We start from the raw sequence: 11,803 nt of genomic DNA, 5'->3' as shown, positions 1-11,803 counted from the left end.
GTCTTTTCAACGCTCATTCCGGCTAACAAGTCGGATAATACCAGCAAGTGACAGCGCATCGTTTCCCGTATGGCCCGAATCGCCTTTATTCTTCTGACCCATAAGGACCCGGACGGGATCATCGCTCAGGCGGAACGACTGACGCAGACCGGCGATTATGTGGCGATCCATTTCGATGCCCGCGCCAAACCAGAGCATTACCGCAAGCTGCGCAGCGCGCTCGATGCCAATCCCAATGTCACCTTCGCGAAAAAGCGCGTCAAATGCGGCTGGGGCGAATGGAGCCTCGTCGCCGCGACCCTGGAGGCGGTAAAAGCCGCCGTCGCCGATTTCCCGCGCGCCACGCATTTCTACATGCTCTCGGGCGATTGCATGCAGATCAAATCGGCCGAATACGCGCATGACTTTCTCGACGCTGAAGAGGTCGATTACATCGAAAGCTTCGACTTCTTTTCGTCTGGCTGGATCAAGACCGGGATGAAGGAGGACCGGCTGGTCTATCGCCACTGGTTCAACGAGCGCAATCAGCCCAAGCGGTTCTACCTTGCCTATAACCTGCAGAAACGGCTGAAGCTATCGCGCGAGGTGCCGCGCGATCTGCAGATGATGATCGGCTCGCAATGGTGGTGCCTGCGGCGGCGCACGATGGAGCAGGTGCTCGATTTCATCAAGGCGCGGCCCGATGTGATGCGGTTCTTCCGCACGACATGGATTCCGGACGAAACCTTCTTTCAGACCATCGTCCACCACCTGATCCCCGAGACCGAGATCCGTGCCCGGACGCTGACCTTCCTGATGTTCACCGATTACGGGATGCCGGCGAATTTCTACAACGACCATTACGACCTGCTGCTCGCGCAGGATTACCTTTTCGCGCGCAAGATCAGCCCCGAGGCGAAGGAGCTGAAGCAGCGTCTGGGCGAGCTGTGGACACGCGAGGGCGTCGAATTCGCCGTCTCGAACGAAGGCCGCGCGCTGCATCGCTTCCTGACCGGGCGCGGTCGCGTCGGCCGTCGCTTCGCACCGCGCTTCTGGGAGGCGGAGGCGACCTTGGGGCGCGAACGCACGCTGACCCTGATCCTGTGCAAGAAATGGCATGTCGCGAAGCGGCTGGTGGCGGAGTTCCGCAAACGCTCCTCGATCCCCGCGCTCGATTACGTTTTCAACGAGATGGCCCCCCTGCCCGATCTCGGCGGCATCGAGACCAGCCCCGAAAAGCGCAACCGTCACCGCCGCGCCCTGATGCGGATGGTGTTCGACCACGAGAACGCCGACCGCATGGTGATCTGCGTCGATCCGGCCGAGCTTGACGTGATCGAGGATTTCACCCGCGACAAATGCCAGACCCGCATCCTCGAGATCGAGTGCCAGTTCTCCGACGACTATCTCAAGGGGCACGCGCAACGCGTGGGCCTCGCTGGGCATCATACGCCGCCGCAGGTGCTCGATCAGATGCTGCCGACGATCCGCGCCGACCTGCATCATGAATCCGAACGGCTCCGCGATGCCGAGTTCGAGAATTACGCGCTCATGCGCGAGGGCGGCGAGATCGAGGACAACGCACGCGCGCTGGCCCATGCGCTCGACATCCCCTCCGATATGGCGCAGGAATTGGCCGAACTCGACTACATCTTCCGCGACTGAGGAGAGAGGCCATGGCCTATACCTATGACGATCAGAACATCTTCGCCAAAATCCTGCGCGGCGAGATCCCGAACGACACCGTTCTGGAGACCGAGCATACGCTCGCCTTCCGCGACATCGCCCCGAAAGCGCCCGAGCATGTGCTGGTGATCCCGAAAGGCGCCTATGTCGCGCTCGATCATTTCTGCGCTGAAGCCAGCGATGCAGAGATCGTCGATTTCCACCGCACCGTGGCCGAGGTCTGCAAGATGACCGGGGCGAGCCCGGGCGAAGGCGGCGAAGGCTATCGCGGCATTACCAATGCGGGCGAGAACGGCGTGCAGGAAGTGCCGCATTACCACCTGCATATCCTCGCAGGTCGCCCGCTCGGGCCGATGCTGCTGATGCGTTAAGGCTGGCGGCGCGCCCTGATCCCGGGCGCGCCGGACAGGCTCAGATGAGCCCGCGCTCTGCGAACAGCGCCTTCACATCCACTTCCGGGCGCGCGCCATAATGGCCGATCACCTCGGCCGCCGCGGCGCAGCCCATCTTGCCCGCGGTCTCGAGGTTCTGCCCCGTCGCGTAGCCATAGAGGAAGCCCGCCGCGAACTGATCCCCCGCGCCCGTCGCATCGACCGGCACCACGCGCTTGACCGGAACCGTCGCACGCTCCTCGCCACGGATCAGGATCACGTCGTCGCCCGAGCGGGTGCAGACCACCATCTCACATTCCTCAGCGGCCTGTTTCAGCGCCGCATCCAGATCGGTCTGGTAGAGCGATTCCCATTCGTGCTGGTTGCCGATCACGTAATCCATCTGGTCGCGCACCAAACGACGGAAATCGGCGCGGTGACGATCGACGCAGAACGGGTCCGAAAGCGCGATCCCCGCCTTGCCGCCGCCCCGGTGACAGCCCTGCGCCGCCTTCAGGAATGCGGCCTTCCCGTGATCCTTGTCGAAGAGATAACCTTCGAGGAACAGGATCTGCGTGTTCTCGACCACCTCGAGGCTTACATCCTCGGTCGAGACCTCAGCCGAAATCCCCAGATAGGTGTTCATCGAACGCTCACCGTCCGGCGTCACGAAGATCATCGAGCGCGAGGTCGGCAGCTCGCCATCCTTCACCGGCGGGTTCGGGAAATCCGTGCCCTCGCCATGCAGAGCCGCCTCATAGAAGCGCCCCAGCGTGTCGTCGCGCACCCGGCCGATAAAGGCGGTGGTCAGGCCCAGATTGCCCAGCCCCGCGATCGTGTTGCCGACCGAGCCGCCCGGCGCCTGCGTGCGTTCTTTCATCGCGCCGTACAGCGTTTCGCCGCGCTCGCGCTCGATCAGCTGCATGATGCCTTTCTCGATGCCCATATGCTCGAGAAAGCTGTCGTCGCATTGCGCGATCACGTCCACGACGGCATTGCCGATGCCGACGACCTGATACTGTTTCAAAGGTTTTTCTCCTCAAACTGGCACAGATCCTTGATCGGACAGGCCTGACATTTGGGTTTGCGCGCCACGCAGATATAGCGACCGTGCAGGATCAGCCAGTGATGGGCGTGGCGCTGGTATTCGACGGGCACGTTGTCTTCGATGGCGCGCTCGACCGCGTCGACATCCTTGCCCGGGCAGATGCCGCTGCGATTGCCGACCCGGAAGATATGCGTATCGACCGCCTGCGCGGGATGGCCGAACCACATGTTCAGCACGACATTCGCGGTCTTTCGCCCCACGCCCGGCAGCGATTGCAGCGCGGCACGCGAGGATGGCACCTCGCCGTTATACTGATCGACGAGGATCTGGCTCAGCTTGATGACGTTCTTCGCCTTCTGCCGAAAGAGACCGATCGTCTTGATATGCTCGGTCACGCCCTCAAGGCCCAGCTCCAGCATCTTCTCGGGCGTGTCGGCCACCGCGAATAGCTTTCGCGTCGCCTTGTTCACGCCCGCATCGGTCGCCTGCGCCGACAGCGCCACGGCCACCACCAGCGTATAGGCGTTGACGTGCTCGAGCTCCCCCTTGGGATGGGGCTCGGAGGCTTCGAACCGCGCGAAGACCTCTTTCATCGTGGCATAATCGAATTGCTTGGCCATGCTTTCCTAATGCCCGCCACGCGCGCGAAGGGCAAGGCCACCCGCGAAACCGCAGCTTTCGGGTCGCGCGCCTGCCGCCCGCGTCCTAGGATCGGGGAAAGCCCAAGAGGTGCGTGATGAACGACCACAGCGACATCGCCGACAGCTACCACTATCAGGTCATCGCCCGCGCGCTGGACGAGATCGACGCAGCGCAGGCGGCGGGCGAGTTGCTGACGCTCGAGGCGATCTCCGCACGGCTCTCGATGAGCCCCGCGCATTTCCAGCGGCTGTTCTCTGCCTGGGTCGGGGTGTCGCCGAAACGCTACCAGCAATATCTGACGCTCGACTTCGTGCGCGAATTGCTGAGCCAGCGCCTGCCGCTCGACGAGGTGGCCGGCCGTGCGGGACTGTCCGGCACGGGCCGGCTGCACGATCTGGTTCTGCGCTGGGAGGCGATGACGCCCGGCGCCTTCGCGCGTGGCGGCGAAGGCGTCGCGATCCGCTGGGGACGGTTCGACAGCCCCTTCGGCCCGGTGATCGCGATGGGCACGGATCAGGGGCTTTGCGGCATGGGCTTCACCGCCGAGATGGGCGAGCAGGAGACATTTGACGATCTCGCCCGCCGCTGGCCCGAGGCCCGCTTCACCGAAGACCCCGAGCCGCTGCGCGCTTGGGTCGACGCCGCCTTCTCCCGCCATGGCGAGGCGAAGCTGACGCTGATCGGCGCGCCCTTCCAGATCAAGGTGTGGGAGGCGCTGCTCTCGATCCCCTCGGGACAGGTCACGACCTATTCCGACATCGCCGAGGCGATCGGCCACCCGAAAGCGGTCCGCGCCGTCGGCACCGCCGTAGGCCGCAACCCGATTTCCTTCCTGATTCCCTGCCACCGCGCCTTACGCAAATCGGGCGGATTGGGCGGCTATCACTGGGGTTTGGGCGTCAAACGCGCGATTCTGGGCTGGGAAGGCGCCCGTGCAGAGGCAGATTGAGCGTCGCTCCGCCGCTTCTACCGGCAGATGATGCGCGGAATTCCGCGCTTCGCGAAAAGGGCATGGAACCTGCGCGTTTTTTACGCGTATCTTCCGTCAAGCCTCGAAACATGGGGCGACCAGAGAAGGCAGAGACAGAACATGACCACCGTTCTCAAGACCAAAACCATTCTTCTGAGTGCCGCCGCAGCGATGGCGCTCACCGCTTGTGTGCCGGGCGGCTATACTGGGGCGAACAACCCCGACCAGAGCCCGAACGCAAATCGCAATGCCGGTGCGATCACCGGTGCGCTGATCGGCGGCGCCCTCGGCGCGAAAAGCAAAGGCGACGAGAAGCTGACCAAAGCCGCAGCCGGCGCAATCGTCGGCGGCGTGATCGGCGGCGCGATCGGTTCGCAGCTTGACCGTCAGGCACAGGAACTGCGTCGCGACCTGACCACCAACGGCGTCAGCGTCGTGCGTCAGGGCAACCAGCTGATCGTGACGATGCCGCAAGACGTGCTCTTCGCGACCGACAGCGCAGCCGTGCGCCCCGATCTGCAGCGCGATCTGTACACGCTCGCCGGCAGCCTCAACCGCTATCCGGATACCACCGTCGAGGTCGTCGGCCACACCGACAACACCGGCGATGCGGCCTACAACATGCGCCTTTCGCGTCAGCGCGCGCAGTCGGTGGCCAATGTCCTCATCAATGGCGGCGTCCCGAGCTACCGCGTCATCCCGACCGGTCGTGGCGAGGATCAGCCCATCGCGAGCAACCTCACGCCGGAAGGCCGTCAGGCCAACCGCCGGGTCGAATTCATCATTCGTCCGAACAACTAAATCGCTCATCAGAGCGGGAAAAGGGCCGGGAAATCCCGGCCTTTTTTCATTGCCTACCCCCTGATCTGGTCATACATCTTGACCACATGGAGGGGGAAATGCCGTTTCAGAAGATTGAATCCGAGAAGCTCGCGAATGCCGTCGTGCGCCAGATCGAGCAGCTCATCCTGCAGGGCATCCTGCGCCCAGGAGAGCGCCTCCCCTCGGAGCGAGAGCTCTCCGAGCGTCTCGGCGTGTCGCGCCCAAGTCTGCGCGAAGCGGTCGCGGAGCTGCAGGAATCCGGCCTTCTGACGACCCGCGCCGGGGCGGGCATCTATGTCGCCGAAGTGCTCGATTCCGCCTTTTCGCCCGCCCTGATCCGGCTCTTTGCCCGCAACGACCAGGCGCTGTTCGATTACATCTCGTTCCGCCGCGACATGGAGGGACTGGCCGCCGAGCGCGCCGCGCAATGCGGTTCGGACACCGATCTCGAAGTGATCCAGACCCTGTTCTCTCAGATGGAAGCGGCCCATTCAAAGCGCAATCCGACGCAGGAAGCGCAGCTCGATGCGCAGTTCCACATGGCGATCATCGAGGCGAGCCATAACGTCATCATGATCCATATGATGCGCGCGATGTTCGATCTTCTGGCCGAAGGCGTGTTCTACAACCGCTCCATGATGTTCAAGAACCGCGGCACGCGCAGCAAGCTGCTCGACCAGCACCGCGCGATCAACGATGCGATCCAGCGCCGCGACGCCAACTCCGCGCGCAAGGCCATCGCGGCCCATATGGAATTCGTCGAGGTCGAGATGGCGGCGATGCGCCGGGCCGAGCGCAACGAGGCCACCGCGCGATTACGTCTCGAACATAACCGCTGAATAAAGAAAAACCCCGGCCCATCGGACCGGGGTTTTCAATGTCACCCGTAAGGGAAGATCAGTTCAGGCGCTGTTCGACTTCCGAAAGCGAGCTGTCGATCATCGCGGCGCGGTCCGACGCGCTCAGCTGCTTGGCGAGCACATCGCCAGCGGCGGCCACGGCGACCGACACGGCGCGGTCCTTGACCTCTTTCAGAGCCTGCGCCTCGGCCGAGGCGATCTGCTCGTCAGCGGCCTTCAGGCGGCGCTCGATCGAGACCTTCAGATCTTCCTTGGCCTTCTCTGCGGCGGCTTCGGCGTCGCGCTTGGCGGCGGCAACGATCTGGTCGGCCTGCCCCTGCACTTCGCGCGCCTTGCGCTCGTAGCTGGCCAGAACCGCCTGTGCCTCGTCACGCAGCTTGCGAGCTTCGTCGAGATCCGAACGGATGTTCGCCGCACGCTTGTCGAGCATCTTGCCCAGCGTCGCCGGCACCTTCGCGTAGAGCACGATGGCCACGAAGATGATGAAGGCGATGGTCACGATGAAATTCGTGTTCCACAGCGAGAAGAACGGACCAGTTGCCGCGAAGGCGGGCTGTGCCGCCACGAGCGGAAGGAGAAGCGAGAGTTTCTTCATCGTCTTACCCTTTCAGCCGTTGTTCGACAGCTGCGTTCACAGCCGCTGCGTCCGAGTTGCCACCCAGAGCCGCGACGATCTCGCCGGCGGTATCCTTGGCGACCTGATCGACCGCTGCAAGTGCGCCGTCCCGGATTTCCGCGATGCGCGCTTCCGATTCCGCGGAGCGTGCCGCGATCTCGGCATCTGCCTTGGCGATGGCCGCGTCGAGGTCCTTCTGGATCTCGGCCTTGGTTTCGCCTGCGATCTTCTGCGCCTGAGCGCGTGCTTCGGCCAGAGCTTTCTCGTAAGCGGCTTCGGCCTCTTCGGCCTTGCGCTTGAAGTCCTCGGCCGCGGCGATGTCACCCGCGATCGTGCCCTGACGGTCGGCGAGAACTGCCTCGATCCGGGGCAGTGCGATGCGCGTCAGCAGCCAGTAGATCGCGACAAGAGCGACCAGAAGCCAGAAGATCTGGTTCGGGTAGCTCGAGAAGTCGAGCTGCGGCATGCCGCCCTGCTGCGCGGAATGTGCCGCGCCTTGGGCCGCATCAGCGGCTGCGTGCGCCGTATTTTGCGTTTCGCTTGCCATGTCGTCCCTCGACCCTGATCACAAATCCCCTTGCGGGTCACGGGATGGGCTCCGAATGAGCCCACCCGCCCTCAAGGAAAAGCGTGCTGGATCAGACTGCGAACATCAGCAGCAGAGCGACGAGGAACGAGAAGATCCCGAGCGCTTCTGCGAAGGCGATGCCGATGAAGAGGGTCGCGGTCTGGCCAGCGGCCGCCGAGGGGTTGCGCAGGGCACCCGACAGGAAGTTGCCGGCAACGTTGCCCACACCGATAGCCGAGCCGCCCATGCCCATGCAGGCCAGACCAGCGCCGATGTAAGCACCCATTTGAACGATATTGCCTTCCATTGTCGTAACTCCTTGAGGTTGGAAGTGGCAGAAACTTGGTGAACTGGTTCGATCCGCGATCCGGTCAGTGTGCCGGGTGCAGCGCGTCGCGCAGGTAGACGCAGGTCAGGATCGTGAAGACATAGGCCTGGATGAAGGCCACGAGAACTTCGAGCCCGTACATCGCGGTGATCGCGAGGATCGACAGCGGGGTCACAGCGAGGCCGACGCCGGAGAACAGGATCAGCGGCGCGAAGGCGGCGAACACTTTCATAACCGCGTGGCCGGCCATCATGTTGCCCGCAAGACGAATGGAGTGGCTGACGGGACGCACGAAGTAGGAGATCACCTCGATGATCGCGAGGATCGGGCGCAGCGCCAGCGGGGCCGAAGCCACCCAGAACAGGCTCAGGAAGCCCGCGCCGTTCTTGACGAAACCGATGACGGTCACCGCAACGAACACCGCGACTGCCAGCAGACCGGTCACCGCGATATGCGAAGTCGTGGTGAAGCCGCGCGGCAGCAGGCCGAGGAAGTTCGAGAATACGATGAACAGGAAGACCGTGAAGATATAGGGGAAGAACTTCAGCGCGTCCTTGCCCGCCACGTCCTCGACCATCTTGTGGATGAAGCCGTAGGACAGCTCCGCGATCGACTGGGCGCGCGAGGGCACCACGGCGCGGCCACGGGTGCCGATGACCAGCATGAAGAAGATCGCCAGAACGGCAATCGCCATCCACAGCGTCGCATTGGTCGGCGTGTACCAGTGAACCGGACCCTCGCCGAAGAGGGGCTTAACGATGAACTGATCCATCGGGTGGAAGGTCAGTTCACTGCGCATTTCCTGTTCAAGATTTGCCACGGTCGTCTTCCTCTTCATCGGCCATGTCGGCCGCACGCTCTTCGTTCATTTCCTTGGCCGAGCGAAGCATCACCTTCACCCCGGCCGCGAGCCCGAGAAGCGTGAACAGCACCATCATCCAAGGCATCGTGCCAAGCAGCACATCAAGCCCGTATCCGATGCCGAAGCCGATCCCCAGCCCCGAAACCATTTCGATCACCATACGCCAGGCCATGTTCGCCTGGGACAGATGATGATCGGCACGTTGCGGAGGCGGTTCTTGCGTCTTTCTCACTGCCGCAAGCTTCTTCTCAAGCGCTGCGAGGCGCTCGGGATCGGGCTCGTCGGAGCGGTGATCAGGCATGGTTCGGCCCCCACTCAGGTCCCAGCCGTGATAGCCGCGCCCCCAGCCTGAGTCAATTCCGGATAGCCCCTTGAAGGCACCGCGCAACCCATTGATCCGTAACGATTTTGAAAATCGGCATCAAATTCGCGCCGCGCCAAGCTCACGGGAATGCGAGCAATGGCATATTCAACCGATCGGTTGACGTTTGTCGCGTACCGCCCCATCAAGGAGCGATGCTACCGCCGCCCGCCCCTTCTCTCGATGCGATCTTCGCCGCGCTCGCCGACCCGACCCGGCGGACGATCCTGACGATGCTGCTCGAAGACGACATGGCGGTGACCGACGTGGCAGAGCCCTTCGAGATGTCGCTCGCCGCCGTTTCCAAGCACCTCGCGATCCTGACCAATGCCGGGCTGATCTCGCAGGAGAAACGCGGCCGGGTGAAATGGTGCAAGCTGGAGCCGCTCGCAATGTCTGCCGCGACGACATGGATTCAGGGCTTCGGCCAGTTCGAACCGCTGGACTTCGATGCGTTCGAGAAATTCCTCGAAACCGAACTCGCGCAGGTCGAGATCGAACCTGTCGAGCCCTTGGAGACCGGGCGAAGCGACGCGCCGTCGAACAACGCGCCGCAACCCGATTAAATCGAACCCGCCTCGACCATGTAGTTGTTCGCGGTGCACATAGCCGCATCGTCGGACGCGAGGAACAGCACCATCCGCGCGACATATTCCGGCTGGATCAGATCCGGCAGGCATTGATTGCGACGATGATCCTCCAGCGCCTCGGGCGTGGCCCAGAGTGTTTTCTGCCGATCCGTCATGATCCAGCCCGGCACGACCGTGTTGACCCGGATGCGATGCCCGCCCAACTCGCGTGCCATCGTGCGGGTCAAACCGTGCACCGCCGCTTTCGCCGTCGCGTAGGCCGGGAAACCGCTGCCGGCCTCCCACCACGAATTCGAGCCCATATTGATGATCGACCCCGCCCCTTTCGAGATCATGTCCGGCGCAACCGTCTGGATCGCGAAGAACATGTGGCGCAGGTTGGTGTGCTGGCGTTCGTCCCAGTACTCCGCATCGATCTCGCGCCAGTCGTGGCGGTCGTCGCGCGCGGCATTGTTCACCAGCACATCCGCGGGGCCGATCTTCTCGCGCAGCTGACCCAGCGCCCCCTTCATCGCGGCGATGTCGCGCAGGTCGCACAGCTCGTACTCGACGCCCAGCCGTTTCGCGACCGCCGCACTCCCCTCCGCATCGCGGTCGAGAAAGCCGACCTTCGCCCCCTGCGCGGCGAAGCCTTCCACGATCAGCGCTCCGATCCCCGAGGCGCCCCCGGTCACGATCACGGATTTGCCCTTCAGGCTCGGATAAGTGGCGAATTCCGGCATCTGTTCCTCCCTCTTCTCGACGGGAGCATCGCGCCCGGGGTCGCGACTGTCCAGCCGGTGGCGGCGCGGCCCGCGTCACAAATCCTTCGCCCCTGCGTCAGCGGGCTGTCACAGCCCGGCGTATTATGACGCCCGAAGCGCCCCGAGCCGACGGTCTGCCGCCCGATGCACCGCGCCACCCTCTGGGCCTTCGTCATATCAAGTCTACCTTGGGGGTATATATGCCACGTCCTTCCCGTTCGATCACGCTTTGCGCGGCTCTCGCTGCCGCCGTTCTCTCCACTGCCCTGTTGGCTCCGGCCCATGCACAATCCGCCTCCGACGCGGGCGTGCTGAAGGTCGCGCTCTGGGGCGACGAGTTCTACAGCAAGGACCCGGAGGAAAAGGCGAACTGGATCGACCAGACCGTCGCCTCGATGAACGCACACGATCTCGACTTCACGATCTTCGCCGGCGACACCAAAAGCGGCAGCAGCGAGTGCACCGATCAGGCGATCGGGGCGGACGTGCAGGCGATCTTCAACCGCCTCGACATGCCGACACTCTACGCCCTCGGCGACAATGAATGGGTCGACTGCCACCGGACCAACAACGGCAGCTACGACCCGGTCGAGCGGCTGTCCTACCTGCGCAAGACCTTCTTTGCTGCCGCGAAGTCGCAAGGCCAGAACCCGATCGACGTCGAACGTCAGGGCACGCCAGGCGAAGCTTACAGCGAGAACAGCCGTTTCGAGCGCGACAACGTGATGTTCGTGGCCCTCAACGTGCCGGGCAGCAACAACAACCTTGTCGTGACCGACAAGCAGTGCACCAAGAAATCCGACCGCACGCAGGCCGATTGCGATGCCGCAACCGCGGAATACGAAGCCCGCAATCCGAAGAACGTCGAATGGCTCAAGGAGTCCTTCGCGAAGGCGCGCGAGAATAACGACGCGGGCATCCTGATCGACATTCAGGCCGACATCTTCTTCCCGTTCGAGCTAAGCGACGGCGGCTACGAAGAGGATTTCCTTCCGACCCTCGACGACAAGAACGGCTTCACCGACTTCTACAAGACTCTCGTCGAGGAGACGAATAACTTCGAAGGTCAGGTCCTGTTGGTCCATGGCGACTCCCATTACTTCAAGGTCGACAAGCCGATGATCCAGCCCGATGGCCGCAGCACCGCGAACTTCACCCGCGTCGAGGTCTTCGGCAGCAGCGACAACAGCTGGGTCGAGATGACGGTCGATCCGAAATCCGACGCCGTGTTCTCGTTCCAGCCGGTGGTGCTGAAGCAGTAAGTCGCGGCTGCAGCGGAACAGGGCCGCCTCTCGAGCAGCTCACTCCGCCATATCAGCGACGGGCGACGGTTCATTCGTCGCCCGTATTCCTTTTC

At 63.2% G+C, this 11,803-nt stretch carries 15 protein-coding genes; 7 read left to right on the top strand and 8 right to left on the bottom strand.

The genetic code is table 11. The features are described from left to right. Positions 1–69: 69 nt before the first annotated feature. Together B6V73_RS12735 and B6V73_RS12730 are read left to right on the top strand one after the other, a co-directional pair. Positions 70–1,644 carry a DUF5928 domain-containing protein gene (locus B6V73_RS12735; RefSeq protein WP_088725419.1) on the top strand — a complete coding sequence of 525 codons (1,575 nt, stop codon included), beginning with the start codon at positions 70–72 and terminating at the stop codon, positions 1,642–1,644. Between the two features lie 11 nt (positions 1,645–1,655). Further along, the gene (locus B6V73_RS12730) at positions 1,656–2,036 is read left to right on the top strand and encodes an HIT domain-containing protein (protein ID WP_075773907.1); all 381 of its coding nucleotides are present in this window, start codon (positions 1,656–1,658) and stop codon (positions 2,034–2,036) included. 40 nt (positions 2,037–2,076) lie between these two features. Here the strand turns inward: B6V73_RS12730 and B6V73_RS12725 are convergent, their stop codons facing one another. Then, positions 2,077–3,063 carry an adenosine kinase gene (locus B6V73_RS12725; RefSeq protein WP_088719504.1) on the bottom strand — a complete coding sequence of 329 codons (987 nt, stop codon included), beginning with the start codon at positions 3,061–3,063 and terminating at the stop codon, positions 2,077–2,079. Continuing rightward, the gene (nth, locus tag B6V73_RS12720) at positions 3,060–3,704 is read right to left on the bottom strand and encodes an endonuclease III (protein ID WP_075773905.1); all 645 of its coding nucleotides are present in this window, start codon (positions 3,702–3,704) and stop codon (positions 3,060–3,062) included. Before nth ends, B6V73_RS12725 begins: the two co-directional genes overlap by 4 nt. Positions 3,705–3,820: 116 nt before the next feature. Between nth and B6V73_RS12715 the strand changes: the two genes are divergently transcribed. The 3 genes from B6V73_RS12715 (at position 3,821) to B6V73_RS12705 (ending at position 6,357) form a co-directional block, all read left to right on the top strand. After that, on the top strand, positions 3,821–4,675 hold the full coding sequence (locus tag B6V73_RS12715; RefSeq protein WP_088725418.1) for a bifunctional helix-turn-helix domain-containing protein/methylated-DNA--[protein]-cysteine S-methyltransferase: 855 nt from the start codon (positions 3,821–3,823) through the stop codon (positions 4,673–4,675). 141 nt (positions 4,676–4,816) lie between these two features. Then, positions 4,817–5,497 (top strand): OmpA family protein, encoded by a 681-nt coding sequence (locus tag B6V73_RS12710; protein WP_075773903.1) that lies wholly within the window; start codon positions 4,817–4,819, stop codon positions 5,495–5,497. Between the two features lie 98 nt (positions 5,498–5,595). After that, positions 5,596–6,357 (top strand): FCD domain-containing protein, encoded by a 762-nt coding sequence (locus tag B6V73_RS12705; protein WP_075773902.1) that lies wholly within the window; start codon positions 5,596–5,598, stop codon positions 6,355–6,357. A 58-nt stretch (positions 6,358–6,415) separates the two neighbouring features. Here the strand turns inward: B6V73_RS12705 and B6V73_RS12700 are convergent, their stop codons facing one another. The 5 genes from B6V73_RS12700 to B6V73_RS12680 form a co-directional block, all read right to left on the bottom strand. After that, entirely contained in the window at positions 6,416–6,973 is a 558-nt protein-coding gene (locus tag B6V73_RS12700) for a F0F1 ATP synthase subunit B (protein ID WP_075773901.1), read from the bottom strand. A gap of 4 nt (positions 6,974–6,977) precedes the next feature. Further along, positions 6,978–7,541: a F0F1 ATP synthase subunit B' gene (locus tag B6V73_RS12695; RefSeq protein WP_075773900.1), complete on the bottom strand. Its 564-nt coding sequence runs from the start codon at positions 7,539–7,541 to the stop codon at positions 6,978–6,980. A 91-nt stretch (positions 7,542–7,632) separates the two neighbouring features. Further along, on the bottom strand, positions 7,633–7,869 hold the full coding sequence (locus B6V73_RS12690) for a F0F1 ATP synthase subunit C (protein ID WP_038144344.1): 237 nt from the start codon (positions 7,867–7,869) through the stop codon (positions 7,633–7,635). A 64-nt stretch (positions 7,870–7,933) separates the two neighbouring features. Then, positions 7,934–8,689: a F0F1 ATP synthase subunit A gene (locus B6V73_RS12685; RefSeq protein ID WP_233243003.1), complete on the bottom strand. Its 756-nt coding sequence runs from the start codon at positions 8,687–8,689 to the stop codon at positions 7,934–7,936. Between the two features lie 7 nt (positions 8,690–8,696). Continuing rightward, positions 8,697–9,053, bottom strand: coding sequence for an AtpZ/AtpI family protein (locus B6V73_RS12680; RefSeq protein ID WP_075773898.1), 357 nt, complete (start codon positions 9,051–9,053; stop codon positions 8,697–8,699). A 215-nt stretch (positions 9,054–9,268) separates the two neighbouring features. Here B6V73_RS12680 and B6V73_RS12675 point away from each other — a divergent pair, with 215 nt between their 5' ends. Beyond that, positions 9,269–9,679: a metalloregulator ArsR/SmtB family transcription factor gene (locus B6V73_RS12675; RefSeq protein ID WP_075773897.1), complete on the top strand. Its 411-nt coding sequence runs from the start codon at positions 9,269–9,271 to the stop codon at positions 9,677–9,679. Here B6V73_RS12675 and B6V73_RS12670 read toward each other — a convergent pair. Next, complete coding sequence (locus tag B6V73_RS12670) at positions 9,676–10,425, bottom strand: SDR family oxidoreductase (RefSeq protein WP_088719501.1); 750 nt, start codon at positions 10,423–10,425, stop codon at positions 9,676–9,678. The genes B6V73_RS12675 and B6V73_RS12670 overlap by 4 nt on opposite strands. Positions 10,426–10,646: 221 nt before the next feature. Between B6V73_RS12670 and B6V73_RS12665 the strand changes: the two genes are divergently transcribed. Further along, entirely contained in the window at positions 10,647–11,708 is a 1,062-nt protein-coding gene (locus tag B6V73_RS12665) for a hypothetical protein (RefSeq protein WP_088725417.1), read from the top strand. The last annotated feature ends 95 nt before the right edge of the window (positions 11,709–11,803 follow it).

Source organism: Thioclava sp. JM3, from assembly GCF_002213185.1.
GTDB classification, from domain to species: domain Bacteria; phylum Pseudomonadota; class Alphaproteobacteria; order Rhodobacterales; family Rhodobacteraceae; genus Thioclava; species Thioclava nitratireducens.
The sequence above is the reverse complement of the archived record's forward strand: the minus strand, read 5'-3'. Positions and strand labels throughout refer to the sequence as shown.

What these genes read in the sequence shown, in the direction of transcription:
- B6V73_RS12690 (WP_038144344.1), bottom strand. Translation starts at nt 7,869, where the DNA reads ATGGAAGGCAATATCGTTCAAATGGGTGCTTACATCGGCGCTGGTCTG.
- B6V73_RS12670 (WP_088719501.1), bottom strand. Translation starts at nt 10,425, where the DNA reads ATGCCGGAATTCGCCACTTATCCGAGCCTGAAGGGCAAATCCGTGATC.
- B6V73_RS12675 (WP_075773897.1), top strand. Translation starts at nt 9,269, where the DNA reads ATGCTACCGCCGCCCGCCCCTTCTCTCGATGCGATCTTCGCCGCGCTC.
- B6V73_RS12665 (WP_088725417.1), top strand. Translation starts at nt 10,647, where the DNA reads ATGCCACGTCCTTCCCGTTCGATCACGCTTTGCGCGGCTCTCGCTGCC.
- B6V73_RS12705 (WP_075773902.1), top strand. Translation starts at nt 5,596, where the DNA reads ATGCCGTTTCAGAAGATTGAATCCGAGAAGCTCGCGAATGCCGTCGTG.
- B6V73_RS12715 (WP_088725418.1), top strand. Translation starts at nt 3,821, where the DNA reads ATGAACGACCACAGCGACATCGCCGACAGCTACCACTATCAGGTCATC.
- B6V73_RS12735 (WP_088725419.1), top strand. Translation starts at nt 70, where the DNA reads ATGGCCCGAATCGCCTTTATTCTTCTGACCCATAAGGACCCGGACGGG.
- B6V73_RS12685 (WP_233243003.1), bottom strand. Translation starts at nt 8,689, where the DNA reads ATGCGCAGTGAACTGACCTTCCACCCGATGGATCAGTTCATCGTTAAG.
- B6V73_RS12695 (WP_075773900.1), bottom strand. Translation starts at nt 7,541, where the DNA reads ATGGCAAGCGAAACGCAAAATACGGCGCACGCAGCCGCTGATGCGGCC.
- B6V73_RS12680 (WP_075773898.1), bottom strand. Translation starts at nt 9,053, where the DNA reads ATGCCTGATCACCGCTCCGACGAGCCCGATCCCGAGCGCCTCGCAGCG.
- B6V73_RS12730 (WP_075773907.1), top strand. Translation starts at nt 1,656, where the DNA reads ATGGCCTATACCTATGACGATCAGAACATCTTCGCCAAAATCCTGCGC.
- B6V73_RS12710 (WP_075773903.1), top strand. Translation starts at nt 4,817, where the DNA reads ATGACCACCGTTCTCAAGACCAAAACCATTCTTCTGAGTGCCGCCGCA.
- B6V73_RS12700 (WP_075773901.1), bottom strand. Translation starts at nt 6,973, where the DNA reads ATGAAGAAACTCTCGCTTCTCCTTCCGCTCGTGGCGGCACAGCCCGCC.
- nth (WP_075773905.1), bottom strand. Translation starts at nt 3,704, where the DNA reads ATGGCCAAGCAATTCGATTATGCCACGATGAAAGAGGTCTTCGCGCGG.